Here is a 26,224-nt window from a genome sequence, read left to right as displayed (position 1 = left end):
TCTTAGATGTCTAGATCCAACCCAATAGTGTCATGAGGCCGTAGAGAATCCACAGCGTGGCAATGGCGATCGCCCAATAGGGGGCAGCCCAAGATTGCTTTTGCTGTAAATCCAGGGAGTGCCACTCACTCACCTCAACAAAGGGAACTGTCCCACGTCGAAACCAGCCGCGTACCACCAGCGATCGCCCCGCCAAGGTTTTCAGATAGGCTGGCTCAAGGATTGGCCAAATCGGCCCCCAAGCTCGATGGCAGCGCAGGGGAAACAAGCCCTGATCCGTCTCCAGCCACAGGTGCTGTCCTAGACCATTGCGCAAGCCGGTCACTGCCCGTAAATGCCCCTTTAGCTCGGCAACGGGACTATCGAGGGGCAAAAGACGATGGAGAAGCTGACCCAAGGTGTAGGTTTGGGGAGGCCGAGGCGGGTAGTAGGCATTCAGGCGTAAAAAGAGACCTAACCCAAGGCCAATGGGAATGAAGCCCCGTGCCAAGGTTAACCCATCCGCCAACCACCACAGAGGAAAGGCGATCGTCCCCGCCCGCAGTGCAAATTGACCAACGCCCGTGAGGATAATCGTCGTGATGACTCCCGCGATCGCCCCCCAGAAGGGAGCCAGTTGTAGCCAGGCCCGTTGACAGCGAAGGGAGGAAGTCGAGGGCAGGGAAAGCAGGGGTTCCAGTCGCCATTGCCGCGCATCGGTCATCAGGGCTTGCAGGCGTAGTCCAAGGGGACGATGGGAGGAGGTCAAGCGAAACCAATAGCGCAGGGGATGGGCGGTATCCCAGCGGAGCAGCATTGGCCAATCGAGGGGTTGATTGCCCCACAGGGCAGCTTGGGTTGGATTTAGGGGTAGGAGCAGGCGCAAGGATTCTAGGGGGGCACCGATTTCCCCTTGGGCACACACCGTCGTTGCTGTGGCTGCCATGAGGCGCAACCAAGCCATCACAAGGGTATTGGGATTACCGATCAAGGCTGCCCCTTGGCGATCGCTATAGTAGTGCCGCAATTGATTGCTCCAGAAGCAGAGCATCTCTAGTCCGCGGAAGAGAAGATAACTCCCCTGACCCACCATGGCACAGAGGAGATAGAGGGTACCCCTGATGATCCGCCGTTTCCAGTGCTTGCCATAGGGAGGGGCAAAGCGATCGCCCCAACGGCTGCACCAACAGTACAGGTCATAGGGCAGTTGCAATAGCAGTACAAGGGGGGTCACTAGGGTATTCAGCCCCAGCCGTAGTTGGGCAATTTCACTGGCCATTAAAGCCAGCAGTTCCTCGCCAGAGAGCGATCGCAATAGACCTTCGCTGACAATAATGCGGCGCTGCCAGCGTCCATAGCTAAAAATGATCGGTGCTGCCGTCATCAAGCAGCCTATTTGGGGACGGGGTTGCCACCACGACCACGACAAACGCCCCAAGAGCGTCACCGTTTCGGGGCTATACTCCTCAAGTTCGCCAAGACTCAGAGGGCGCAAACCATAGCCAGCTCGCAATCGCCATGACCACAGCCAACTGCCACCACTGAGTAACCCCAATCCCAAGCAACCCACTAAAAACCAAGCTATTACCCCTTCCCAGCCCCGCAGGAGTGTCAGTGGATCATTGGCGTAGTTAAGGAGGCTCGCAATCAAAACCTGTAGCGGTTTTTGGAGTAGCCACGCGATCAGCAGCAGCGTTGCCCCCTGACTCAGCCATAAATAGAGGCGAGGCACCGGTCGCAGTTGCATAGGCGGCCTTGAACTCGGCGCTGAAACACACTCAAGGTAGGAGGAAGTGGGTTCCTCATCCAAATAGCGTTCTAACTCTGGCAGATGTTTTTCTGCCCAAGCCCGAATGGAGGGGAGGGGCGATCGCGCCAAGAGTTGACACAGATCAATGGCCTCTTGCCACTGGTGGGTGTGGGCATAGGCTTTAATCAGGTGCAGATGAGCCTTTAGACCTTCGCGGCGTTGACCGTGGCTGGCAATGACGGCTTTGAAGGCGGCGATCGCCAGTTGATAATCTCCGCGATTAAAGGCCGCTAAACCCGCAATATAGCGAGGATCTAAGCGAAAATCGGATTCTGGATCGGGCATACTTGAGTATTCCCCAGATCACGGTTGCTGGTTACCACCAAGGGCGTGGGCTTTCAAATCCTCTAGGGAGACATACTCAAGGGCACTGACATGGGTTGCTTCCAGAATTACTGGGGGAGCTACGTCAGCCTCTAGGGCTTCCCGCCAACGGGAGGCACACAGACACCAGCGATCGCCCGGTTTCAGCCCCGGAAATTGATAGGCGGGCACTGGCGTCGAAAGATCATTGCCCCGCGAACGGGTAAAGGTGAGAAATTCGGCGGTCATTTCCGCACAGACCACATGGGCACCGACATCTCCTGCCCCCGTCCGACAAAAACCATCGCGATAGAATCCTGTGAGTGGATTTTGACAGCAGCACACCAAGGGTGTTCCCAACACATTCATTGCCGTCATCACCAATGCCCCTAAGTCATCAACCTAAGTCTAGCTATAGCATAGGAGGTTTCCCAATGTTCCTACAGCAAACCAACCAATCCTTCACAAATAAGTTAAACTAAGGGGCAGTGTAGCTACAAAAATGTTTGACCTATGCCTAGCGTTGTTCCCCAAGAGCGGCAACAGGTTACTCGCAAGCACTACCCCAACTACAAAGTCATTGTTCTCAACGATGACGTCAATACGTTTCAGCACGTGGCTGCCTGTTTGATGAAATACATTCCCAATATGACCAGCGATCGCGCGTGGGCATTAACGAATCAAGTTCATTACGAAGGCCAAGCCATTGTTTGGGTGGGACCCCAAGAACAGGCGGAACTGTACCATGAGCAACTTTTGCGGGCGGGGCTGACAATGGCACCCCTTGAACCCGCATAGGCATTGCCCTTTGTAAAGCCTGTTATCACCGCTATTAAAAACTTTGAATCCTGTTACCTTTCTTCATATGTCAGGATAAAAGGTAGTTTCAAAGATTGAGGAACTGCCTATGGCCGTCACTACGCCCAAACGTCCACCGCGCTTAACGCTTCAGGTGTTGGACATTGCCCCTGAGACGACGGCAATTCGCTGCCTAGATTGGGATCGCGATCGCTTTGATATTGAGTTTGCCCTTGAAAATGGCACCACCTACAATTCCTTTCTGATCAAAGGGGAACAGATTGCCCTCGTAGATACGTCCCATGCCAAGTTTAGTGATCGCTACCTCGAGCAACTCTGGCAACTAGTGAACCCCAGTGACTTGAACTATCTCATCGTCAGCCATACCGAACCCGACCACAGTGGCCTCGTCAAGGATGTATTGGCAAAAGCCCCCCATGTAACCGTGGTGGCCTCAAAGGTGGCATTGCAGTTTCTGGGGGATTTGATCCATCAGCCCTTTAGTCAGCGACAGGTGAAAAATGGCGATCGCCTTGACTTGGGGAAAGGGCATATTCTTGAATTTGTCATGGCACCCAATCTCCACTGGCCCGACACCATCCTCACATTTGATCACGGCACCCAGACCCTCTTTACCTGTGATGTTTTTGGTGCCCACTTCTGCAATGATGATCCTTTTGACAGCGAACCGGAACTACTAGAACCCGATTTCAAGTTTTACTACGATTGTCTGATGGGGCCTAATGCCCGCTCCGTTCTTTCGGCCTTCAAGCGCTTGGAACCCCTGCCCCCCGTGCAATTGGTGGCCACAGGCCATGGCCCACTGCTGCGCTATCATCTCCCGCAATGGCTAGATTCCTACCGCAACTGGAGTCAAGAACAGGCCAAAGCGGCAACGACGGTGGCTATTTTCTACGCCGCCAACTATGGTTATGCCAATGCTCTTGCCGAAGCGATCGAACGGGGGGCAGCCAAAACCGGTGTGGTGGTTGAAAAAATGGATCTGCTCACCGCTGAACCCCAAGATATTCGCGAACTCACCGAGATTGCTGCAGGAATCATTATTGGTACCCCACCCACCACTGCCGTGGCGAAAACGGCACTGAGTACCATTCGCGCTGCCGCCCATGCCAAGCAGGCGATTGGGGTCTTTGAAAGTGGTGTGGCCGATGCTGAACCGGCCTATCCCCTGCTCAACCAGTTTCGGGATGCGGGACTGACGCCTTCATTTCCTGTGATTCGGGTCACAGCAACTCCCACCGATGCCCTCTTTCAAGAGGCGGAAGAAGCGGGTACCGACATGGGTCAATGGCTGTTGCGCGATCGCACGGTCAAGCAGATGAAAGCCTTGGATACTGACCTCGATAAAGCCTTGGGTCGCCTGAGCGGTGGGCTATACATTATCACCGCCCAAAAAGGTGCTATTAACAGTGCCATGTTGGCCTCTTGGGTGGCGCAGGCCAGTACCGAACCTCTTGGGGTTTCCATTGCCGTGGCCAAGGATCGGGCTATTGAGTCCTTCCTACACGTGGGGGATACCTTTGTTCTCAATGTTCTTGAAGAAGGGAACTACCAGCCCCTGATGCGCCATTTCCTGAAGCGCTTTCCACCGGGCGCCGATCGCTTTGCCCATGTGAAAACCTATCCAGCCAGTAATGGCAGTCCCATTTTGGCTGATGCCCTTGCTTACATGGAATGCACAGTAGTCAGCCGTCTTGATGCCCACGATCACTGGATTGTCTATAGTACTGTTGACAGTGGCCGCGTCTCAAAACCCGATGGCATGACTGCTGTGCACCATCGCAAAGTGGGAAACCATTACTAAACTTGGGCACTCCCTACCCAAAGTGCGCTAGACTAGGTTTGCTGCGGACGTGGCGGAATTGGCAGACGCGCTAGATTTAGGTTCTAGTACCGCAAGGTGTGTGGGTTCAAGTCCCTCCGTCCGCATTCAAAAGCTTAGCAATTGAGGGCACAGTTTGCAGTTCGCAGCCAAGAAAGCATTGGCAAAAGCCCTTCCCTAGATCTTTTTGGGGACGTGACTAGGATGTTTTTCTTTGAAGTGAAGATTTTAGGAGGATGGACACAACTGGACTCGAACCAGTGACCCCCACGATGTCAACGTGGTGCTCTAACCAACTGAGCTATGCGTCCTCGGAATTCCTAATATAGCATACACAAGGCTAACCTTTAAGTAGTTTGACCGTCACATTTGTATCGGTGCGATCGCTCAACGAACGAGTGGCCACCCCTAAAACCACTGGCTCAGTCACCCCCGGTTCAGGATGTTCGATGGTTCGTGCAATCACGGTCAGGCGATCGCTCCCTCGGCCGAGCCGTCCCAAGGAAAATAAATCATTCGCTGCCTGTACCAGCGTTGCCTCAAGGGTACTGCTCTCAATGTCCGGGGGCACTGTGATCACGACTTGCGTTGCTCCGTTGTCATAGACGAGGGTGTATTTGCCAGCACCGGGCACTGGGGAGTGCACAATCGGTACAATACTCAAGGCAAAGAGTCCCACTGTCACAACACCGAGAAACCCCGTAATACCAACAAAGCGAAAGCGCACACCCCAGCGAAAAACAAATGTGAGTGCGGTTAAGCCAGCCATGACAAGGGTGGCAATGCCAGCCCAGCGGCTATAGGTGGCAAAATCGGCGGGGGTCAGCACTACTCTTCCTCCTCATTACTGACAAAACCATTCCCAGGGGCTTGATCCTGCTGCAACGCTGCCCGGAGGGTATGCCATGTCAATGTCGCACACTTAATCCGCACCGGAAACTGAGCCACCCCCTGCATGACATTGAGCTTGCGAAACTCCCGAGGGAACTCAAACTTCCCCTTCATCATGGCTTGGAACTGCTCCACCATTTGGAGGGCACGACTCACGGGTTGCCCCCGCAGGGCATCGGCCATCAAATCCGCTGAGGCCATGGCGATCGCGCAGCCTTCCCCCTCAAACTGAATATCCTGAATGATTGTCTCCCCCTGCTCATTGGTGCCTAGGGCAACAGTTAAATCAATTGTGTCGCCACAGGAAGGGTTATGTCCCCGCTGCTGACGATCCACAGGCTGAGTGCGGCCACGGTGGCGAGGTTTCTTGTAGTGCTCTAGGATGACTTGCTGGTAGAGAGTGCGGAGATTATTAAGAGACATTTAGAATACTCTATGCTCAGTGCATTTCCTCAAGGATTTTATAAACTATATTAACGGCCAAGGGCGGTGAGACTTTGCCAAAAAAGCGTCAAGGTGGCTGCTGTGCCGACACCAAACATGAGGGAGCGACCAAGGGGAAAGTTGGCAATATAGCAGATGCTGTACAAAAAGCGAGCCGCAACGAAACTGAGGCTGGCGATCGCCACCGTTGAATTATGCACCCCCGCAAAAAGGGTCAGCAACACTGCCGCCGCAAAGGGCATAAAGGTTTCAAAGCTATTTTCGTGTGCCCACACCGCCCGCTGCGCAAAGGGGGGCAGTTTCTCAAAGAGGGCACGGGGAGCCGCCATATCAAAGCCCGCCTGCAAGCGCCCCACCACAACAAAAATGTAGGGGAAATAGATCAGCAGCGTTGCTGTCAGTAAACTGGCGGCTAGTAGCCAAGGGATATTGCTCAACATCACCTAGACTCGCTCCAACACTGGCAGCACACCACTGAGCACCCCATCGCGAGGGGGCAATTCCTCACAGAGAATTTCGCAAGAGTTATTGGGACTTTCAATCAACTTCACCTTATGCAGCGTCGCCCCCAACTGGCGAATCGGCTCCTGCAACAACTGGGCAATGTAAATGGCGATATTCTCTGCCGTCGGCACCACCGTCGCAAAATAGGGAATATCTTTATTCAAAAACGTGTGATCCAAAGGTTCAATCACCTGTTCCTTGAGCACCTCCTCGAGCTTGATCAAATCAACAATCATGCCCGTCCGCGGATGAATCGCCCCCTTGACCGTAATCTCCACGTGGTAGTTGTGGCCATGGCCGTGGGGGCGAGCACACTTGCCATAGATGCGGCAGTTTTCTTCGTAGCTGAGATCCTCAAGGGCTAGACGATGCGCCGCACTAAAGTGAGCACCAACAGAAAGATAGGCTTCCATAGGGTCTCCCGTGTAGTCCGCCCAAAGGCGGGGGTGTTCAAACAGTTGAATGCGCACAAGGGGTAAATGGGGAGAGAGTCGATCCCAAATCACCCGTGCAATATGTTCAGTCGTGGGTAATGTGGCTTGAAACTCTGGCCACACCTCATTGAGATAGGAAAAATTCAGGGGTTCAATGACTTCACGGCGAATGATGTGCTTGACATCCGATAGGTTCAACACCATGCCAAAGTCATCAACAACGCCGCCCATTGAAACAAACAACTCATAGTTATGACCGTGGCCGGGAAAGCGACTATTGGCACCAAACCGAGCCAAATTCTCTGCTTCAGACCATTCTGGCAACCAGTAGCGATGACTGGCGGCAAACTCAGCACGGCGGTGAATAATACAATTCATGTCAAGTTATGAAGATTTGCAACAATTCAGCAATCTCCCCCTATCCTAACGGATTCTGGTTCCCCCAACCATTGGCTTTTTTGGCACATTTCCCTAAAGTCCGCCAAGGATGAAAGGCTTTTGCCGTACTTGGCCAATCAGCCAGCGCAGACTGTGGTTACTGAGAATCGATAAAGGCCCCATGACCATCAGGGATTTCACCTCTGCACGGCTAATTTTAACTACCCCTCCCGGTTGCAGCATCGCCGTCGAGTGAGTGAGTTCCCGTAGGGTGGCATAGGCAAAGAGCAGCGGCAGCACGCAAAAGAGGCGAATCGGAATTGCCGCCTTGGGCACGGATAGCAAGTAGGCTTGAGCTTCATCGAGATCATGCCAAGCAAGGGCAATCAATTCCTTAATGGCGGCATGATTTTGCTCAAGATGTTCAGCACTGAGGATGGACTGGTGGCTACTGCCTTGGAGCAGCAGAGATTCATTGGGGATATAGATCGAGTTTTCGTGCTCCGCATCCCAAGCAATATCCTTGAGAATATTCACCGTTTGCAGCGCTTCACCAAAGGCAGCGCAGCGCTTGAGGAGTACTTGGTATTCATCGGCACCAATGCTGGGGGAATGCTCGTACCACAAATCCGTCAGGAGATAGCCAACGGTACCCGCGACGTAATAACAGTACTCTTTATATTCATCGAGGGTTTGAATGCGAATGCCATTGGGGTAGAGGTTAATAAATTTTTTCATCCCATGCACCATTTCGCTCACCCAGCGTTGGACGTGCTGTTGGGACGTGAGGGGCAAAGAACGGTAGAGGGCAAAGACGAGTCTCGTATTTTTCACCAGTTGGACATGGGCTGGCTCCCCCTGAACCCCCCGTGCCGTTTCACCATAGCTATTGGCTAGATCGGCACTGTCAAAACACTCCAGCAGGCGATCCAATAGAGCTGTTTTTGCGGGGATACTGGCAACCGGATCATCCTCAACGGTATCGGCAATGCGACAGATGAGATAGGCCACCAGAACCGCCCGACCCAAATTTCCGGGGAGGAAGCGAATACTGAGGGCAAATGTGCGCGAGACTTGGGGGAGTATCTCTTGGCAAAAGCGCTCAGCATCCTTGACGGAAACTGGGTTCTCCAGCACCATTTGAATCATATGGGGGTTCACTCCTACACGCATTGATCGATAGTTGAGTCAATCCTCGACCGTTCCTCAGGCCAACACTCTAGGGCAGTCAATTCACGATTCTCCAAAAGGGTCTCGCGATCGCAACCCAGCAGGGGACGACTTCCACAAACAAGGATTGATCAAAATCTATAGCTATCATAGTCATTTTTGTTTGTCTAGGTGGCCTGTGACAGTTGCCGAGATTGCCTGAGGTAGAATGGTGGATAGCTCACAATTTGCCAGAACAATAACATAGCTTCAACAATTAACAACGGTATCAGATTTGGCGGAAAATGCCTCTCGTCCACCATAGCGGACGCTTGAGTGTGACACTCTTTCCATTGGTCAGTTTCTAAATTGCCCGCGATCGGTCTATCCAAAAGTTAAGACGGTAATGATAAAACAATGACCTCATGCCTCGTCCTTGTGCCCCAAGGGGCAGAATATCAAGCGGTACAACGAGGGCTACAGGCGTCCAAGGGGGTGATTATTCCGATCCGAGCGGGGGCAGCCACAGTGACCACACCGGCATTGATCAGTGCCCTCAGGGAATCGCCTGCCATGGTTCTCATCTTGGGGGTCTGTGGCGGCTTACGTCCTGATGATCGCATCGGTGAAGTGGTGGTTTATGCCACGTGTCAGGATGAAACAGGGCAAACGTATTCTTTAGACCAGACGTTATCGGCGAAATTAGCGCCTGCTTGGCGACGGGTAAAAGGCATCACAACCGCAAGAACCCTTTCTCAGGCTCAGGAAAAACAGAGTCTTGCGGTTCGCTGGGGGGTGGAGGTGGTGGATATGGAAGGGGTGCCACTCCTCAAGGCTTTAGCGGGAATGCCGGTGGTGATGGTGCGGGTGATCAGTGATGGTGGCGATCGCGACCTCCCCGATTTGAGTCAAGCCTTTGATGCTCAAGGCAATTTGCGGCCGGGGCCACTGGCTATTGCAATGCTGCGCAACCCCCGTGGGGCGGCACATTTGATTCAAGGCAGCCTCAAAGCCCTCAAGGTGCTCACAAGAATTGCCCCAGAGATTGTGCAGCAACTCAATGGCTAAGATAGGGGTAGCCAGCTTGGAGAACGCTGTGGCGCAGCTCATTGGTGAAATTTTGGGCGATCGCTATGAACTCCTGCGCGAACTGGGGTCTCATCCGGGGCGACGCACCTATCTGGCGTTGGATCGGCGGCGCTATGAACAGGTGGTGCTGAAGCTGCTGCTTTTTGGTGGCGGCATGACATGGGACGACTTTAAGCTCTTTGAACGGGAAGCGGCTGTGCTGCAAACCTTGGATCATCCGGCCATTCCCCGCTATCTCGACTACTTTGAAATCAATACCCCTGATCTCAAGGGCTTTGCTTTGGTGCAAACCTACATTGAGGCAAAATCCCTCGCCACATGGCAAGCAGAAGGACGAGTGTTTAGTGAAGAGGATTTGCGGCTGTTGGCCGATCGCCTGCTGGATATTTTGATCTATCTCCATGGCCGTCAACCACCGGTGATTCACCGCGATATTAAGCCGACAAATATTCTCTTGGGCGATCGCTCCGGTCATGATCTTGGCAAGGTCTATCTTGTGGACTTTGGGGCGGTACAAACCGCGATCGCAGGCAGCACCCGAACCGTGGTGGGTACCTATGGCTATATGCCCCCGGAACAATTCGGCGGTAAAACCCTACCCGCCAGTGATCTCTACGCCTTGGGCATGACCCTCATCTACTTAGCAACCGGCACTCCCCCCGATGAGCTGCCGCAAAAGGAACTGCGGGTTCAATTTCAACCCTTGGTCTCCTTGAGTCCCCCTTTTATCCGCTGGCTCGAAAAAATGGTCGCGCCCGCCCTTGAGGAGCGATTTGACTCCGCGACTGCGGCTCGCCAAGCCCTAAAGCGACTGGACACATCACCCCACGAGGCCTCACTCATAACAAAAACGCCGCCCTACGGCTCCCGCCTACAGGTGAGAGAAACACCCCAAGGGCTACTGGTGCAAATTCCCCCGGTTGGATTTAATGTCAGTCTCCTCTTCCTGATTCCCTTTGCAGTGGCTTGGAATGGGTTTTTGGTCGTCTGGTACAGTCTAGCGATTAGTTCTGGCTTTTGGCTGATGGCTGTTTTTGCTACTGGTCATCTTGCTGTCGGTTTAGGCCTCATTGGCGGCATTCTTTACATGCTATTGGGATGGCAGGTGCTGATGGTCACCCGTAAGGATCTGCGCTTCTATGAACATATCCTTGGTTTCCGCTGGCGTCGTCCCAAAGTCCTGCCGCTTGAAGTGATTGAACAGATTGAATTTCAGCCCCACAGCACGTACCGCGATCGCGAGGGCGATCGCCAAGAGCTATCGAGCAAACTGGTGATTCGTGCCGGTAGCCAAGCGATCGAACTGACTGAAAATGCCCTTAGCGTGACCTCAAGGGATCTGGAATGGTTGGCCTACACCCTTGGCCGCTATCTGGGGCGACGGGTCACACAGGCTCGTCAGGATGTCCGAAGTGCTTGAGAACATCACCACTGAGGCGGCAGATACGCCAGTCAGGTAGCACAGTCGCACCGATGCGCTCATAGAATTGAATCGCGGGAGTATTCCAGTCCAAGACGCTCCACTCGATACGGCCATAGTCGCGATCGCTGGCTAGCCGGGCTAATGCCTTCAGAAGAGCAGTGCCCACCCCTTGACGCCGATAGGCGGGGAGGACAAACAAATCCTCTAGCCAAAGGCCGGGGCGGGTGAGGAATGTGGAGTAGGTGGTGAAAAACAGGGCATAGCCAATAACGTCTGTGGGGGTATGGGCAAGGAGTACCTCGGCATAGGGGCGATCGCCAAACAAATGCTGCCGCAGCGCTTCCTCTGTGCCCGTTACTGCGTGGCTGAGCTTTTCATAGGCCGCAAGCGCTTGGATCAGTTGGAAGATGATTGGAACATCCGCCGGGGTCGCTGCACGAATCGCAAAGGAGAAAGACACGCTAACCCAAACTAAATTGAGCGCAGCCAACCAGCACTCAGAGCAACGGTAAGCGCCATAAACAACACTGTCAAAGTCCACGTGGCACGGTTTAAGGTCGCTTCTGCACTTTTGGTGCTGGTAAAGAGCTGGGCTTGACCGCCAATACCACCGAGGCCATCCCCCTTGGGACTGTGGAGCAAGACCAATACAATCAGGCCAACTGCTGAAAATGCCCACAGACCAATGGCAATTTTTTCAATCATCCTCAACCTCGCTGGCGATGCGAATCTATACAACTTGACCTCTCCCTCATCTTACCGCAAGCCTAGGAGCCAATGGCACAATACAAGATAGGCGTTTTGAACGTGCCCCATGAACCAGCAAAATCTGCTTCAGCAATTGCTTTTAATTGGTGTCGGCACCACCTCCCTTGTGGCCGAGAAGTTGCGTCAAGTGAGCGACCAATGGGTGAAAGAGGGACGCCTCAATGCCGATCAGGCCAAGGCAATGGTGGATGAAGTCCTTGCCCACCTCAAAGAAGATGCCGCCTCCCTCGATGAAGCGGTGCAACGACAAACGCGCCAGTTTCTAGAGAGCTTGGGGGTGCCACAACAGTCAGAAATTGATGAACTGCGGGGACGCATTGATCGCCTAGAACGGGACGTTAGGGAGTTAAAAAATCGCTCATGGTAAGACAACGGGTGCATCGAGACTACGGCTGGCTCCTCTGTGGTATTGTCCTAGTAGTGGTATGGTTGGTGGCCGCTCCGATCGCGATCGCCAGTGTGCCGCTGGAAGCGTCAACGGAGGCTGCGGGACTTATGGGGAATCCAAAGGTGGTGACCACTCCTTCAGGTTTGCAATACGAAGATATTGTTGTCGGCTCAGGGGCGCAGCCTCAAGTGGGCGATCGGGTAACGGTGCACTACACAGGAATGCTCACCGATGGCCGCATTTTTGATAGCTCCCGCGATCGCGGTCAGCCCTTCCAATTTCAAATTGGTGTCGGTCAAGTCATCAAAGGCTGGGATGAAGGAGTTGGCTCAATGCACGTCGGGGGGCAGCGGCGGCTGATTATTCCCCCGAACCTAGGCTATGGTGCACGCGGTGCCGGCGGGGTCATTCCCCCTAATGCGACGCTGATTTTTGACGTTGAACTTTTGAGTGTGCAATAGGATTGAACTCGGCAAGGGATGCCCAAGGCCAAGGTACTGTATATCTGCCGCGAGTGTGGTGCCGAGTCTCTGCAATACTTTGGTCGCTGTCCCAACTGTGGTCAGTGGAATACCCTTGATGAGCAGGTGGTTACCCCTGTAGAGACCGCTGCTCGACGCACAACCTCCCGAAAATCGACCGCTCCCCACCCCCTCAGCGCCAAGGCCTTAGGAGAGATTAGCGAACAGACCCAGAGCCGTTCTGCCTCTGGATTTGCTGAGTTGGATCGGGTTTTGGGAGGGGGGATTGTGGTTGGCTCCCTCGTGTTGGTGGCCGGCGAACCGGGAATTGGCAAGTCCACGCTTTTGTTGCAGATGGCAGCCACCTTGGGGCAACAGCAGCGGGTGCTCTATGTCTGTGCAGAGGAATCGGCGCAGCAGGTGAAATTGCGATCGCAACGCTTGGGCATTGCTGCCCCCCCTTCCCTTTATCTCTTGGCCGAGACGGATTTAGAGGTCATCCTGCAGGAACTTACCCATCTGCAACCCCATCTGGCGATTATTGATAGCATCCAAGCGGTGTATCTGCCCCAACTGACGGCTGCCCCCGGCTCGGTGTCTCAGGTCCGTGAGGGCACAGCCGCCTTGATGCGCTTAGCCAAGCGGGAGCAAATGAGTTTATTTATTGTGGGGCATGTCACAAAGGAAGGGGCGATCGCCGGTCCGAAGGTGCTGGAACATTTGGTGGATACCGTGCTCTACTTTGAGGGCGATCGCTTTGCCAGTCACCGCCTCGTACGCGCTGTCAAAAACCGCTTTGGTGCTAGTCAAGAAATTGGCGTTTTTGAAATGGGCGCGCAGGGCTTAGCCGAGGTCACGAATCCCTCCGCGCTGTTTTTGGGCGATCGCGAGCCAACCCCCGGTACCGCCACCATTGTGGCCTGTGAAGGCACCCGTCCGCTTGTGGTTGAGTTGCAAAGTTTGGTCAGCCCCACCAGTTATCCCTCTCCGCGCCGCACGGCCACGGGCATTGAGTACAATCGCTTTTTGCAAATTCTCGCCGTCCTAGAAAAACGCCTAGGGGTGCCCCTCTCGAAGCTAGATGCCTATGTGGCGTCCGCTGGCGGGCTGAATGTGGCGGAACCCGCTGCTGATCTCGGGGTGGCGGTGGCTGTTGTGGCTAGTTTTCGCGATCGCTGGGTACAACCCCAAACCGTGATCATTGGCGAAGTGGGCTTAGGGGGACAGGTGCGAGCGGTTTCCCAGTTAGAATTACGGCTGCGGGAGGCGCTGAAGTTGGGATTTCGCCGTGCCATTATTCCCGAAAGCCAAGCCTGTGCGATCGCGGGGCTAGAAATTTATCCTGTACATCGTGTCACCGATGCCATTGTGGCTGCCCTTGCCCCCATGACCACTGAGGAATCCCCCTGAGGGCTATCCTTGCGAGTCCAATTTATCCCTAAGATGTCTGAGACAAATACCCCATTGGTGCAGCGGCAGTGCAAAGCCAGTTGTGACAAGATACACTTCCGCCATCAACGGACTCAATTGCTGACACAGTTCCCCTAGGCGATCGCGAAAACAGCGGCCACTGGCATAGGCAGGAACAACTCCCCAGCCCACCTCTTCAGCAACAAAAATGAGTTGAGCGGCACACCCTTGCACACTCGCTAGGAATTCAGTAACGGTTGCTTGCCATTGATCTTGAGATTGATCTAGGCAATTGGCCACCCATGTTCCCAAGGAATCCACAAGGGCGCAATGATCAGGCGGCAGGTCACGCAGCAGGGCAGCCAGTTCGAGGGGGCACTCCCGCAATTGCCACTCAGCGGGGCGGCGAGCACGGTGCTGTGCAATCCGCTGCAACCATTCTGTATCCTCTGGGGGGGCGATCGCCGTCGCAATATAAATCACCGGTTGTTCGCTTTGGGTAGCAACGGCTTCTGCCCATTCACTCTTGCCACTGCGACTCGGACCGGTCACCAAGACATGATCAGGCATGATTAGGCACTGTTGGTTAACTCAACTGTCGGGGATCAAGACGTTCTCCCAAGCCCTCACCAAGGAGCGACAGACCCACGACCAGCAATGTCATGGCTAGCCCCGGAAAGAGCGTCGTCCACCAGATGCCCACCGACAACCCATCCAAGGCCTGTCGTAGATCCTGCCCCCACTCTGGTACCTGCGGCGGTAACCCTAAGCCCAAGAACCCCAGCCCTGCCAAGGTCAGGATGGCATCGGCAGCATTGAGGGTAAAGAGCACGGGGATACTGGGAAGCACATTCACCAAAAGATACCGCTGCAGAATGCGGGGGGTCGAGGCACCAAGGGCGCGGGCAGCTTCGATAAAGACCTCATTTTTTAGGCTCACCGTGTGGTTGCGCACAACGCGATAGTACTGGGGAATATAGGCGACACTAAGGGCGATCGCCGCATTGAGCACCCCCTTGCCGACCACAAAGGCCACCGTTACCGCTAGGAGTAGCCCCGGCAACGTGTAAATCGTATCCATGAAAAAGAGCAACCCGCGATCGAGCCAGCCCCCGCGGTAGCCACTCAACAATCCCAAGGGCACCCCCACCACCAAGCTCAAAAGCGTTGCCACCAAGACCACCTGCAAAGCCGCTTGGGCACCAAAAATCGTGCGGGAAAAGACATCATAGCCCAAGCGATTCGTACCAAACCAGTGCTGCGGCGAAGGCGGCGCGTGAATCGGAAAGTCAAGAAATTCTTGGGGATTGGCAATCCAACCGAGGGCTTGGCCAAGGGGAGCAAGAACCGCCAGCAGCAAAAAAGCCCCACAAATGACCGCCCCCACCAGCAATAACCGATCCGAGAGGCTGAATTTCTGCCAACGGGAGTAGAGCATCACCCTATCCCAAGAGAGTGGCAAGTAGAGCCTTCTGGGCATGGAGACGATTTTCCGCTTGCTCCCAAACCCGAGACTGCGGCCCTTCAAGAACACTGGCCGTAATTTCCTCGTCGCGGTGAGCCGGCAGGCAATGGAGAACGATCGCCCGTGGATCCGCAAGGGCTAGCAGTTGATCATTAATTTGGTAGGGCTGAAAAATGGGCTGGCGATCGCCCGCTTCTGCTTCCTGTCCCATACTCGCCCAGACATCCGTGTAAAGCGCATGGGCACCCTTAGCCGCGGCCTGCGGATCCGTGAGAACAGTCACTTCACTCTTACCGCCACTCAGTGCCTTGGCTTGCGTCACAATATCGGGCAAAGGCGCAAACGGCGGTGGGGAAGCCACACGAATATTCACCCCCAAGAGGGCACAGCCCAGTAGTAAGGAATGCGCCACATTATTGCCATCGCCAATGTAGCAGAGGGTCAGTCCCGCCAATGTGCCAAAGGATTCCCGTAGCGTCAGCAGATCCGCCAAAATCTGGCAGGGATGCTCGCGATCAGTGAGGGCATTAATCACAGGTATCCGGGCATAGTCGGCAAAAAGTTGCAGTTCTGCCTGACCATAGGTGCGAATCGCCACCGCATCCAAATAGCGATCCAATACCCGTGCTGTATCGGGCAATGGTTCACCACGCCCCACCTGCATGGATTGGGGATTCAGGTCAATGACTTGGCCGCCCAGTTGGTACATCGCCACCGTAAAGCTGACACGGGTACGGGTCGAAGCCTTCTGAAACAGCAGCCCCAAGACCTTAGGACACTGGGGAGCCACCTTGCCGATTTTCATCTGTGCTGCTAAATCCAGCAGATATTCCGCCTCTGCCCGTGAAAGGTCGGCGATGCTCAGCAAATCACGCCCCCGCAGTGTTTCCATCACAAATCTCCCCACCAAAACTGGTATCCACTCATGGTAGCAACCTCAGAGGTCTTCCAAATGTACAAATACAACCCTTTTCTAAAATATGGGGGGCATTAAGGAACGCCGAACCCGTCCAAAAGTCACCTTCTAAGAGGTCTATCCTTCCGAGGCGCCCAACCGTGGCTCTGTCCCTGCAAGGAGGCGCTGAATATTACTCTGGTGTCGCCAAATCACAAAGGCACCTGCAATCACGCTAAAGCCGACAAAGGGCCACGACTGTGTAAAGAACCAAAACCAGAAGGGCAAGGAGATAGCAGCAGTGATTGAACTCAGGGAGACAATGCGGCTGGCCGCCAAGACCACGAGAAACACCCCAAAGGTGGCCAAAGCCGTGGGGGCATTGAGGGCAAGGAGCACCCCTAAACCAGTGGCAACGGATTTGCCGCCGCGCCAGCCCAACCAAATCGGCTTACTGTGGGCTAGAACCGCAATGAAGGCGATCGCCAGCAGCACAAATTCCAACCAAGTGGTCGGTACTGTACTCCAAGATTGCCCCAGAACCCATCGCGCCAAAAGAACTGCCCCTAGTCCCTTGCCCACATCGACTAAAAACGTCACTAGTCCGGGGCCTTTGCCCACTACCCGCAGCACATTGGTCGCCCCCGTTGAGCCAGAGCCATGCTCACGAATATCAATCCCCCGCAGCGCTTTGGTCAAGAGGTAGCCCGTGGGAATCGAGCCGAGCAGGTAGCTAGCGAGCGCCAGCAGTCCAAGGATGAGTGCAGTGGTCACAGGAGCCTCCCTACTCAAAGAAATCAGAACTACGGCTAGGACGCAACTGGGGTTCAGGGGCAAAGCCCAAGAGCAAGGGATATTGCAGTAGTGAAAGGCTGACTTGGGGTTGGGAATCATCAATAAGAATTAGAGGGATGTAGTCCTCCTGCTCGAGGCGATCGGCACGAAAGGCCAAGGCATCCGCAGATTCAAAGAGCGCCACCCCCTGATCGGGACCAAAATCTTGGCGACTAATGCCCAAGCAATCCTGCAAGCCGCGTCGCCAGTCCCCCAGCCGCTCAGGGGAATCAGCTAAGACCAAAACCCGCAACATATCGCCATAGAAGTCCCGCAGGATTGAAATGATTGCCGAGGCAACAAGGATATTTTGCAACCGACTGGGGAGCGATCGCAGGGCACCCCGTCCCCCGAGATCAAAGAACCAACTTTCTACCCGCTCAGCATGAACTTGCTCAAACGTGCGTCGCAACTGCCAAGGAGGGCCATAGTAGTTGGGGCTACTCCGATATTGCTCTAGCAAACGGCGAATCCGATCCGCTTCCTCCTGAAATCCCTCATCGAGAACTAACTTGGGCGGCGTTGTCGCTGTTGCTGCTGGGGCAGGGGCAGTTTCCACGACAGCGGGCGTCGGGGGCAGCAATTCCATTTCCTCAACGGTGGCCGCCAACTCCTGCATGCTCTTGACGAGAAATTCCTTGAACCCCTGCACTCGAATCGCGAGTTCTTGGGAGGCACCCACAAAGTTGCGGCGGAGCTCCTGTTCAATGCGTTCCTTGCGCCGTTCTAGTTGCTCAATCGTGAGTTGCAGACTTTGTTGCCGCTCTTCAAGGGACTTGAGGCGATCGTGGACGAGACGATGAAACTCAGCATCAAGGGCTTGAATTTCAGCTTTGAGGGCATCCCGTTGAGCTTTGAGGGCAGTTAGTTCCTCTGGGGTAGGTTCAGAGGCATCAGTCACCGTAGGGTCATCCGTCATTGCGAACCGTGGAAATAAAGGCTGTGCGTGGGCAGCGTTCTTGGAGGCATTGTACTAAAGTTTTGACGTCAAACAGAATCGGCAGAAAGTGGATATTCTTGACCTCCCGAAAATAAAAGAGGACGGGGAAGGCCGGCCAAAAGACCTCCCAGTGCTGCCATTGCTGATAGGGAAAGTGACGAATCTGTTGGCTGCCCCGATAGACATCGAGAGCGGTTGCCGTAAACTCCAAGCGCAGCGTCGCCGCCTGCACAGCCAAAAATATCGCAAAGAGCGAAAGGGGCAAGCCCAGCCACCAGCGCAGCCACCACAGGGGCAGACTTAACAGCAGAACCCCTAGAGGAACAGCAAATGAGGGTTGAAGACGTACTGTGGCCAGTGAGGTTCCTTGCATGGTTTTACTCTACTCCTGAGGGGTCGTCGGTTCTTCTAATTGTGGCAAATCCTCTGGAGTGGGAGGAGTTTCCTGTTCAGTGACCTCAGGTGCAGTGGTCTCTAGAGTCGGTTGCTCCAAAGGTGGGGACGGCTTGGATGGAACTCGCGGGCTAACGAGAACAGAACGAGTCGGGCTTTCTGCTTTCTTAAAGGGATTCAGGCGCTGCCAGAAGGGCTTTTGCGGCGTGGGGGGCGGTGTCTCTTCGGCTGCTTTGACGGTGGGTTCTGGGGTTGGCTCTGGTGCAACGGGCGTTTCCTCTACAGGTTCAACGGTGCGTGTTGGTGCCTCTACTGCCGACGTTGGTGTAGGTTCCTCAGCAACGGGGGTCTGAGCGGCAGATTCTTCAACAACAGCTGTTGGCTCTGGGGTCGGCTCGGAGGGAGCGGCGGATTCCTCAACGACAGGTGTTGGCTCTGGGGTCGGTTCAGGGGGGAGGTTGCTGGGGAGATCCGGACTGAGGCTACTTTGAAGATTTTTGGCGGCCAGTTCTCCCCGCAGCAGGCGCGAGAGGACATCCTTGCCATTGGGTTGATAGGTCACGAGGCGGGTAATGGGATTGTAGGGAGAGGGGATGCGCTGACCCTTGCCATCCAGAAGTTCGAGCCGTACCCAGTTATCCCCCGGCTGGAGTCCAGTGAGATAGTAGGCCTGCCAGCGATCGACCGTGAAGGATTGACCATTGATCGTGCAGCGCACCTGCCAGACTTTCTCATTGTTTAATTGTTGATCCAACGGCAGGTTGCTGAGATAAAAATCAAGGAGCACTGGTTCAGCACCATAGGTGTCGCTGGGCTGATTGTAGGTGATCAGGGGAAGACTAGCAGATCGAGTGTCCTCATCTGCGGTATAGAGATGAAAGGCCGTTTGAGCATAGGCAAGGGGATTTTTCAGACTTTCACCCCAAGGGTACACAACAAAAGCACGGAGAAGGTGCGTTCCCGGCTCAAGGTTCGTAAATTCAATGGGGGTGTTCAGGTCATAGACACTGCGGCTGGGCAGATCATCGAGCACCACCTCCACATGGGGGCCTAACCCTGTGCGCTGATCTTGAAACAGGCGCAGCCCTTGGACACTTAGCTTGACGGTGACGTTGCGGCTTTGGAGGGTTTGGTTGGCTTCGGGGGTGAGAATTTTCAGCCGAGGTTCATAGCGATCGAACCAATCCTTCATATCCTCAATGGCTACAGGAGCCGCCACCTCTGCTAGCGAGCCACTGGATTTTGCCGCTGCGATGCCCCCCACTGACCACAGGAGAACGATGCTGAGAACGAAAGCGATCGCCCGTTGCCAACAGACCTGCCAACCCTTCATGCCCACCTCAGATGGTTGTAGTACCAAGGACAATTTTCGCAGATGGGCTACCCATTTCAGCAAGCCAGATCTAGGGAGCACGATCGCCGCTGTAGAGGACATGGCCACTGCTAAATTCTCGCAACTCCCCATTGTTCAGGCGTACTTGCAACGTCCCGCGATCGCTAATGCCCACACCGATGCCCTGCCACCTTTGTGCTCCTTGAACAAGAGTCAGCGATCGCCCCCGTAAAAAATCCCGCTGCGCCGTGATCTGCACCCCTTGGGACTGTTGCCAACACCACAAAAGCTCAGCGCGAATCGCCGCTAGCAGTTCCAGATCCGTAGGCACCGCTTCGGGAGAATGAAGCAGCGTGTGGAGGCTAATGGCTTGGGGAAGACCCATTGCGGCAACATCAACACAGCGGTTAAGTCCCACCCCCACCACCAGCCAAGGGGAACGGCGTTCACAGAGAATTCCCGCCAGTTTCTTGCCCTGAACCATCACATCATTCGGCCACTTCAATTGCAGATGGCGTTCCACCGTTGGTCGCAGCCCACTCAACGCCCGCATCACGGCTATCCCTGCTTGGACACTGGGAGCCACGATCGCCGCCGACTGCGGCAGGATAAAGGAGGCCGTCAACACTCCCTTTGGGGACTGCCAAGTGCGGTTGTACTGACCTCGCCCCCGTGTTTGTGCCTGAGTGTAGATGACTTGACCACCATAGAGTTGATCGGCGTGGTGCAATGCCCATGTATTCGTGCTCTCACAGGTTTCTAGCCACACCAACCAAGGAAATTCCATGGCGATCGCTTACTGGTGCACAGAAACAGATGGCTCAATGAGTGCCCGCAACAGTTCTGGTTTCGGATGCGCCCCTACCCGTTCAAAAAACACCCGAAGGGTCTGATCTAGCCACTGCGCCAGTGCGGCATAGCTTGCGGGAAGGGTTGTGATTTTCGCAGCAACAAAATAGCGATCGCCACTGTGGGGAGCTGGCACAAGAATATTGGCCGCTTGGCAGTTATTCAAGGCAATTTCAATTTGACTGCCACCAATCTCCGCTGGGGCGGTTTGCTCAATCATGGTGGCCAGTTCTTCTAGGGTGGCAGCGCAATCGCGATGGTCAAGGAGCCACGCTAAAACATAGGCTAAGGCTGGGGGTTGGGCGATCGCCACCCGTTCGTGACTGAGCAAAGCGCGATAGGTTGCCAGACTATGGAGGGGACGCTTTTCAAAATTGGCCATCACCACAGCACTGGGGGGAAGATGCTCCCGTAGGCCAAGACGCAGTTGATTGGCACTGCCCTGCCGATGAAAGACGCAGAAGATCGTGTTTTTGCAGACGTAGCGCAAGTATTCCGAGAACTTGACCATCCCCAACTGCAAAATGTCAAAGTTGGGCAGCAGGGCTTGTACCGCCCCTTGGACTTTACTAATGGGTAGCCCTTCCTGCCGCAGGAGCTTGCCACACTCCGAATCACGGCGGTACCAATCGAGAATCTGCCGCGTTTTGGCGATCGCCCCCTCGGCATGGCGAGCCAAACTGACACTCAAGTCCGCACACAAACGACGATTATCGGGATCTAAGGGAATGGCGGAGGGTGGGATGCTGGGCGGCGGCGCTTCAATGGGGGGAGCGGGACTGGCGACAGGTGGGCGGGGTTTTACGGTTGGATCAGGGATGTGGACAAAGGCATCACAAATGGCCTGAAAACTCTTGCCAGCCGCATCTTCGTAGGCGCAGCCAATGACTGTTTTGCCGTACTGCCGTAACTTCTTGGCAAGGGAGCCAAAGCCACCATCGCCGGAGACAATCACAAACGTATCAAAGCGGTCATCCTGAAAAATCAAATCCACCACATCAATCGCCAATTGAATATCAGCAGCATTTTTGCGATTTTCGTAGGAAAAACCAAAGACCTGTACAGGCTCAATGCCCAATTGGTGCATTTCCCGGCGCAGTGGCCCAAGGCGAGCATCACTCCAGTTGGCATAGGCACGTTGCAGCAGCACCCGCTCGATGGGGTAGGCTTGGCGAATATGGGCTTGGATGGCAGCGAGGGAGATTTTGGCCACATCTGCGGCTTTGATGTTGTAGCCTTTGATCAGGTTTTCAATGTCGTAGAAAATAGCGGTACGACGCGGGCCATTTCCAGAAGTGCGGGTTTCAAGGTGTTGCAGTCTTTCCTCTAAACGTTGGAGGAGGTCTTCGATCTGGGGGGTTAGAGAATGACGTTGACGATCTTGCACCCAAGTGCCCACCCATGCCCCCGCAGAACTGACCGCCACCACAGGAAGCGGTTCACGGGTAAGGGCGACGGCGAGGGAACCCGCCACAATCGCTCCTAAAGGAGGTATGCACCAGTTCTGCCATGCCATAACTTATTTTACGAATTCTTGGCAAACTCCCTCTCAAACACTAGTTTCTTGCAACAGTGCCATCCCGCGATCGCAAATCGTTTTTGCATAGTCTGTCCAGCGGCCACTGCCCCAGTAGCGAAAACAACTGGTTTGCGATGTCAGCACATAGAGGAGCGCTTCGCGGTAGGCAGGGCTTTGGGTCACTTGCGGGTCAGCCGCCACCAAAGGATCATAGATGCGGTGAAACTCGGCACTCAGGCGTTCCATCGGTTGCAGAACGGTCTCATAGCCCTTGACCCAACTGAGGTGATTCGTCCAAGAGGCACCCGCCATGGAGAAGTGGGGATTGGTTTGTTCAAGGTGGGCGATCGCTGCCGCAACCCTTTCTGGCGTCATCGGGCTATCCCCTAAGGTCTGCCAGAGTAGATGTTGGTGTACCGCCTGACAGCGAGGAAAGCGATCGCTAGTCACTCCCTGAGCCGCCAAGAGGGCAAGGTACTCACTGCCATTGAGACCCACCACCCCCGCCTCTGGATTCGCTTTTATCTCATGCCACACCGGCATAAAATCGCGGGGATATTCATTCATCATCACACCACCGTTTTCACCATCGGCAATTTGACTCACACAGGGGGGACCAAGGGGAGCCTGCCAGTGAGTGGCCAGATGCTTAGCTTCGTGATAAGGCTGCATTTGCGCCACAAGTTTCGTATCCGAGCCTTGGGTTTTAATCAGCACCGTTATTTCCGCCACCTCTCCTTGGGAGTTGCGCGCCACAAGGACATTCGGTACATACTTGGCAGCGTAGGGTAGCGGCGACCCATCCAACTGTTCAACACTGTGCTCCTGTACCAGCAACCAACTGTATCCACAGCGTTTGAGGCAGGTCACCAAGGTAAAGAGCGTATCCGGATGGTTGGGCAAATGCATTTCTGGCAGTGAAAAGCCCTGTACCCGTTGCAGCGCCTCAACCCCAAAGAGGGCCACAAATTGATGCTGCCAAGCGCGAATATGCAACTCAATGTCAGCGATTGGAGTGGAGGGAATCACCGCATGTCCCCAGCAGGTGCCCAGCCATTCCACATAGGGAGCATAGGCATCCACGGTAATCCGCCGTAGGGCGTCCAGCACCTCTTCCTGTCCCATCTGCTCCAGCCCCCAGAGGAGGTTGCCGGAGTAATCGAGCATAATCCGCGGTTGACAGCCCTCAGCCACCAACTGGGGAATCCAGTCCCCCATGCGTCGATAACACCAGAGAAATTGGGTTGCGTTGTGATTGTCCCCCTCGTGGGGATGCATCAGCATATACTGCAAGTGACTGATGAGGCTGCCGCCCTCCCCCGCTGGAATGGTCGGCTGGTGCATATGGAGGGCACAGGCAAAGGCCGCGCGAATAGAGGGGAGCATTTGGGGGGGCAAGGGGGGGCAACGGGGCACTTCACTCAACGCCTGTTCCCAACCACTGAGGACAGGTTCTCCTTGAGGCGGACAGGTTGACCAAGGGAGGGTAGGGCGGGGCATGATTCAAGCTCGAAAAACTTGGGCGGGATCAAGGCGCATCACTTTTTGAATCGCCAATAGGGAAGCACTGACACACATGGCTACGGTGGCACTAAAAACGGCGAGGGCAAGTTGGGGAGTAATGATAATTTGGATGGCACGGGCTTGCATGGTCCACATCCCCAGTCCCCAGCACAGGCCTAAACCGGGCAGATAACCCAGTACGGCCATCCACAGGGCTTGCTCAATAATAATGCGATACAAGTACCCGTCAGAAGCCCCCATTGCTTTGAGGGTGCCATACTCCTGTAGGCGATCGCTCACCGAGGAATAGAGAATCTGACTGACAATCACTATCCCTACAACGATGCCCACCCCTGCTCCTAGCCCCAAAATGAACCCCACACTGGTACTGGCCAACCAATAGCGCCGCGTCATTTCACTCAGGGCGGCACGACTGAGCACTTGATAGTTGGGAAAGGCTGCCCGCAAGCGCTCCTGCACTTTTGCTAGATCCTCTGCCGGGTTGGCTTTTACCATAACATAGGTGATGCGGGTACTGGGGGACACCAACGGCAGAAATTCGGGAACCGGCTCACTGGTATCAAACCGCGGGAAGTTCAAGTAAAGGTTCGCCGTTTCTAACGAGGTAAAGACATAGGGGCTAGAGACAATGGATTTGACACCGCGCGTCCAGCCAGTGACCGTCGCTGGGTAGTTATTCACGCGACCTTGCTCCCCTAGAGCCGTAAGGGAAAGGGCATTGAGGTCAATGCGATCCACGATGACACTGTAGGGTTCCTCTAGCTCCGTCAGGGTTGCACCAGCAACTGTCGTCAAGGGCAGCAAGGTGCCTGTCGGTTCAATACCCACCACCTGCACTGGATCGATCGCCTCTGTCTCTGAACGGCGCCACATACCTGATTGGATCAGGAGTGGTTCTGCGGCTGCAACCCCTGCAACTGCCTGGGCATCGAGGACAACTTGATACTCAATAGGCAACGTTAAGCCAAAATAGCGCAACTCACTGGAGGCAATCCAGAAATCCGCTTGGCTTTTGTTCACCAAGAGAGTGGCCGATCGCCCAAATCCCTCAAGGAGTCCCGTTTGAATGGTGACGAGACTGACGGCAAACGTGATGCCTAGTTGAGCCACGAGAAAGCGACTAAAGTCTTCTAAGAGATTTTTGCGGGCAAGGGAAACCATTTTTCTATCTTAAGTTTGCGATGGGGACATGTCTAGACTGTGCTAGGCAGTTGGGGAAAAAACGGCCACCTTAGGCGGCTAGTAAAAAATCCCTAGTTAAAAACTCTGCTGGTACCTCTTGTTCCTGGGGCAAGTAAATAGCCACTTGAATCTGCATTTGTGAAAGATAACGACACATCAGTGGTCCTATTTCCCTCCAGTCTAGACCCCCCAAGCCACAGCCAAGGGCGGGAACAGCAAGAGATTGAATGCCTTCTGCTTGATAGCTATCCACTAACCATTGCAAACCTCGCTCAATTCCTGTAATGTCAGACGATCGTTTCCAGTGAGTTTTAGTCGGAAAGAGTAAAAACCATTTATTGGCATTCAAGTTGGGTAAGCTCAAAGGTTCATCCGCTAGATCGCTGTCTAGAGAAGCTTCACGTTTATACAAATATGGTTTCCCCATTGTAAGTTGCTTTTTCTTGCAGACATCTTGATAGACGACGTACATATCCGGAAATTGATATTTTGCCCGTGAGGCTAATCCCTTACCCATTACACCGACGGTATTAACACTAATTGTTAAGGTTTGCATTTGGGAGAAGAACATATCTCCATCCACCCAAGATAGATGAGTCGTAATTGCAGCACGTCGTCGGGGTTGGAAAAACATGTGGGGTTCAACTACGACTTCAACAGAACTGAACTGTTGTCGAAGGCGCTCTACCATCTCCTGACTTGCAACATAAACAGAATGAATCTCAGTGGGGGGAACCACTTTTGGAACCAAGCATTCCGCCATAATTTTTCGCTTTGTACCATCTTCAGTTTTCCACCAGTCATTATTGAGAATGCTCCAATAATCGCGATGGATGATTTGTAGTCCAGTTTTAGCATCGCGGATTTCAGTAACGAAGTGGGCTGCATTCCCTAAAGCAATGAAGGTTCCTTTGATATCTAGGATACGGGGTTTAATTCCTAAAATGACAACATTGTTTTTATTGATTTCACTTAATACTTTATAAAGCATGGGATTTCGGGGTTGAAAATAGAGGTTGGCATATTGCCATAGACTCTGACCATTTGGTGCGAGGCGGTGTTGCCGATGCGCAACGATGTCTGCGTTATAGATAGGTGTCGGGGAAAGACCGCGTTCTACGACTTGCTCATGTGCAAGAATTCCGTGTTGGAATATAGAGGAGAGGTTGTTCACATGGGTAATGTAATATAAGCTTTTGATTTTGGGTTCAGGCATTC

28 protein-coding genes and 2 tRNA genes are annotated in these 26,224 nt (G+C 54.2%); 8 read left to right on the top strand and 22 right to left on the bottom strand.

Annotation, left to right across the window (positions count from 1 at the left end; translation table 11 throughout):
* Positions 1 to 10: 10 nt before the first annotated feature.
* Both M0644_RS11895 and M0644_RS11890 read right to left on the bottom strand, forming a co-directional pair.
* Complete coding sequence (locus M0644_RS11895) at positions 11 to 2,074, bottom strand: zinc metalloprotease HtpX (RefSeq protein ID WP_286625850.1); 2,064 nt, start codon at positions 2,072 to 2,074, stop codon at positions 11 to 13.
* An 18-nt stretch (positions 2,075 to 2,092) separates the two neighbouring features.
* Positions 2,093 to 2,470 carry a DUF2237 family protein gene (locus tag M0644_RS11890; protein WP_399362305.1) on the bottom strand — a complete coding sequence of 126 codons (378 nt, stop codon included), beginning with the start codon at positions 2,468 to 2,470 and terminating at the stop codon, positions 2,093 to 2,095.
* A gap of 135 nt (positions 2,471 to 2,605) precedes the next feature.
* Between M0644_RS11890 and clpS the strand changes: the two genes are divergently transcribed.
* The 3 genes from clpS to M0644_RS11875 all read left to right on the top strand — a co-directional run bounded on the left by clpS (position 2,606) and on the right by M0644_RS11875 (position 4,840).
* Positions 2,606 to 2,890 (top strand): ATP-dependent Clp protease adapter ClpS, encoded by a 285-nt coding sequence (clpS, locus tag M0644_RS11885; RefSeq protein WP_149821115.1) that lies wholly within the window; start codon positions 2,606 to 2,608, stop codon positions 2,888 to 2,890.
* A gap of 109 nt (positions 2,891 to 2,999) precedes the next feature.
* Positions 3,000 to 4,715, top strand: a complete 1,716-nt coding sequence (locus tag M0644_RS11880; RefSeq protein ID WP_286625849.1) for a diflavin flavoprotein — start codon at positions 3,000 to 3,002, stop codon at positions 4,713 to 4,715.
* Between the two features lie 43 nt (positions 4,716 to 4,758).
* A tRNA-Leu gene (locus M0644_RS11875) sits at positions 4,759 to 4,840 on the top strand.
* Positions 4,841 to 4,970: 130 nt separating this feature from the next.
* Here the strand turns inward: M0644_RS11875 and M0644_RS11870 are convergent.
* The 6 genes from M0644_RS11870 to M0644_RS11845 form a co-directional block, all read right to left on the bottom strand.
* Positions 4,971 to 5,044, bottom strand: a tRNA-Val gene (locus M0644_RS11870).
* Between the two features lie 29 nt (positions 5,045 to 5,073).
* Positions 5,074 to 5,562, bottom strand: a complete 489-nt coding sequence (locus M0644_RS11865) for a Ycf51 family protein (RefSeq protein WP_206200786.1) — start codon at positions 5,560 to 5,562, stop codon at positions 5,074 to 5,076.
* Complete coding sequence (gene sufU / locus M0644_RS11860; RefSeq protein ID WP_286625847.1) at positions 5,562 to 6,047, bottom strand: Fe-S cluster assembly sulfur transfer protein SufU; 486 nt, start codon at positions 6,045 to 6,047, stop codon at positions 5,562 to 5,564. Before sufU ends, M0644_RS11865 begins: the two co-directional genes overlap by 1 nt.
* A gap of 50 nt (positions 6,048 to 6,097) precedes the next feature.
* On the bottom strand, positions 6,098 to 6,511 hold the full coding sequence (locus M0644_RS11855) for an MAPEG family protein (protein WP_149821107.1): 414 nt from the start codon (positions 6,509 to 6,511) through the stop codon (positions 6,098 to 6,100).
* Entirely contained in the window at positions 6,512 to 7,384 is an 873-nt protein-coding gene (locus M0644_RS11850) for a 6-carboxytetrahydropterin synthase (RefSeq protein ID WP_286625846.1), read from the bottom strand.
* 93 nt (positions 7,385 to 7,477) lie between these two features.
* Positions 7,478 to 8,533 (bottom strand): phytoene/squalene synthase family protein, encoded by a 1,056-nt coding sequence (locus M0644_RS11845; protein WP_286625844.1) that lies wholly within the window; start codon positions 8,531 to 8,533, stop codon positions 7,478 to 7,480.
* A gap of 417 nt (positions 8,534 to 8,950) precedes the next feature.
* On the opposite strand from M0644_RS11845, the gene M0644_RS11840 reads away from it, so the two are divergent.
* Both M0644_RS11840 and M0644_RS11835 read left to right on the top strand, forming a co-directional pair.
* A complete protein-coding gene (locus M0644_RS11840; RefSeq protein WP_149821101.1) occupies positions 8,951 to 9,601 on the top strand; it encodes a hypothetical protein in 651 nt (216 codons plus the stop codon).
* Positions 9,602 to 9,629: 28 nt separating this feature from the next.
* Complete coding sequence (locus M0644_RS11835; RefSeq protein WP_149821099.1) at positions 9,630 to 11,042, top strand: serine/threonine-protein kinase; 1,413 nt, start codon at positions 9,630 to 9,632, stop codon at positions 11,040 to 11,042.
* Here the strand turns inward: M0644_RS11835 and M0644_RS11830 are convergent.
* Entirely contained in the window at positions 11,008 to 11,505 is a 498-nt protein-coding gene (locus M0644_RS11830) for a GNAT family N-acetyltransferase (RefSeq protein ID WP_149821096.1), read from the bottom strand. The genes M0644_RS11835 and M0644_RS11830 overlap by 35 nt on opposite strands.
* Positions 11,506 to 11,516: 11 nt before the next feature.
* The gene (gene secG / locus M0644_RS11825) at positions 11,517 to 11,750 is read right to left on the bottom strand and encodes a preprotein translocase subunit SecG (protein ID WP_149821094.1); all 234 of its coding nucleotides are present in this window, start codon (positions 11,748 to 11,750) and stop codon (positions 11,517 to 11,519) included.
* 109 nt (positions 11,751 to 11,859) lie between these two features.
* Between secG and M0644_RS11820 the strand changes: the two genes are divergently transcribed.
* Genes M0644_RS11820 through radA form a run of 3 tightly spaced genes read left to right on the top strand, consistent with a single transcriptional unit; the run spans position 11,860 to position 14,072 of the window.
* Positions 11,860 to 12,180 (top strand): phasin family protein, encoded by a 321-nt coding sequence (locus M0644_RS11820; RefSeq protein WP_149821092.1) that lies wholly within the window; start codon positions 11,860 to 11,862, stop codon positions 12,178 to 12,180.
* On the top strand, positions 12,174 to 12,662 hold the full coding sequence (locus M0644_RS11815) for an FKBP-type peptidyl-prolyl cis-trans isomerase (RefSeq protein WP_286625842.1): 489 nt from the start codon (positions 12,174 to 12,176) through the stop codon (positions 12,660 to 12,662). The genes M0644_RS11820 and M0644_RS11815 overlap by 7 nt, the downstream gene beginning before the upstream one ends.
* A gap of 18 nt (positions 12,663 to 12,680) precedes the next feature.
* Positions 12,681 to 14,072 (top strand): DNA repair protein RadA, encoded by a 1,392-nt coding sequence (gene radA / locus M0644_RS11810; RefSeq protein WP_286625841.1) that lies wholly within the window; start codon positions 12,681 to 12,683, stop codon positions 14,070 to 14,072.
* A 3-nt stretch (positions 14,073 to 14,075) separates the two neighbouring features.
* Here radA and cobU read toward each other — a convergent pair whose 3' ends face one another.
* The 12 genes from cobU to M0644_RS11750 all read right to left on the bottom strand — a co-directional run bounded on the left by cobU (position 14,076) and on the right by M0644_RS11750 (position 26,222).
* Positions 14,076 to 14,642: a bifunctional adenosylcobinamide kinase/adenosylcobinamide-phosphate guanylyltransferase gene (gene cobU, locus M0644_RS11805; protein WP_286625840.1), complete on the bottom strand. Its 567-nt coding sequence runs from the start codon at positions 14,640 to 14,642 to the stop codon at positions 14,076 to 14,078.
* Between the two features lie 16 nt (positions 14,643 to 14,658).
* Positions 14,659 to 15,510 (bottom strand): ABC transporter permease, encoded by an 852-nt coding sequence (locus M0644_RS11800; protein WP_190278093.1) that lies wholly within the window; start codon positions 15,508 to 15,510, stop codon positions 14,659 to 14,661.
* Between the two features lie 4 nt (positions 15,511 to 15,514).
* Positions 15,515 to 16,429: an ornithine carbamoyltransferase gene (gene argF / locus M0644_RS11795; RefSeq protein WP_286625838.1), complete on the bottom strand. Its 915-nt coding sequence runs from the start codon at positions 16,427 to 16,429 to the stop codon at positions 15,515 to 15,517.
* A gap of 141 nt (positions 16,430 to 16,570) precedes the next feature.
* A complete protein-coding gene (gene plsY, locus M0644_RS11790; RefSeq protein WP_149821080.1) occupies positions 16,571 to 17,206 on the bottom strand; it encodes a glycerol-3-phosphate 1-O-acyltransferase PlsY in 636 nt (211 codons plus the stop codon).
* Positions 17,207 to 17,216: 10 nt separating this feature from the next.
* Complete coding sequence (locus M0644_RS11785; protein WP_149821078.1) at positions 17,217 to 18,185, bottom strand: DUF3086 domain-containing protein; 969 nt, start codon at positions 18,183 to 18,185, stop codon at positions 17,217 to 17,219.
* Positions 18,175 to 18,579 carry a DUF3119 family protein gene (locus M0644_RS11780; RefSeq protein WP_286625837.1) on the bottom strand — a complete coding sequence of 135 codons (405 nt, stop codon included), beginning with the start codon at positions 18,577 to 18,579 and terminating at the stop codon, positions 18,175 to 18,177. Before M0644_RS11780 ends, M0644_RS11785 begins: the two co-directional genes overlap by 11 nt.
* Before the next feature lie 9 nt (positions 18,580 to 18,588).
* Positions 18,589 to 19,932: a hypothetical protein gene (locus M0644_RS11775; RefSeq protein WP_286625836.1), complete on the bottom strand. Its 1,344-nt coding sequence runs from the start codon at positions 19,930 to 19,932 to the stop codon at positions 18,589 to 18,591.
* Positions 19,933 to 20,002: 70 nt separating this feature from the next.
* A complete protein-coding gene (locus M0644_RS11770; protein WP_286625835.1) occupies positions 20,003 to 20,719 on the bottom strand; it encodes a biotin--[acetyl-CoA-carboxylase] ligase in 717 nt (238 codons plus the stop codon).
* 9 nt (positions 20,720 to 20,728) lie between these two features.
* Positions 20,729 to 22,255: an NYN domain-containing protein gene (locus M0644_RS11765; RefSeq protein WP_286625833.1), complete on the bottom strand. Its 1,527-nt coding sequence runs from the start codon at positions 22,253 to 22,255 to the stop codon at positions 20,729 to 20,731.
* A 75-nt stretch (positions 22,256 to 22,330) separates the two neighbouring features.
* Entirely contained in the window at positions 22,331 to 23,800 is a 1,470-nt protein-coding gene (locus tag M0644_RS11760; RefSeq protein WP_286625832.1) for a glycosyl hydrolase family 57, read from the bottom strand.
* Between the two features lie 3 nt (positions 23,801 to 23,803).
* Entirely contained in the window at positions 23,804 to 24,985 is a 1,182-nt protein-coding gene (locus M0644_RS11755; RefSeq protein WP_286625831.1) for an FtsX-like permease family protein, read from the bottom strand.
* Between the two features lie 70 nt (positions 24,986 to 25,055).
* Positions 25,056 to 26,222, bottom strand: coding sequence for a DarT ssDNA thymidine ADP-ribosyltransferase family protein (locus M0644_RS11750; protein ID WP_286625830.1), 1,167 nt, complete (start codon positions 26,220 to 26,222; stop codon positions 25,056 to 25,058).
* Positions 26,223 to 26,224: the final 2 nt, after the last annotated feature.

The sequence above is a fragment of the Thermosynechococcus sp. B1 genome, assembly GCF_030322985.1.
Classification (GTDB): domain Bacteria; phylum Cyanobacteriota; class Cyanobacteriia; order Thermosynechococcales; family Thermosynechococcaceae; genus Thermosynechococcus.
This window is presented reverse-complemented; position numbering and strand designations above follow the sequence as displayed.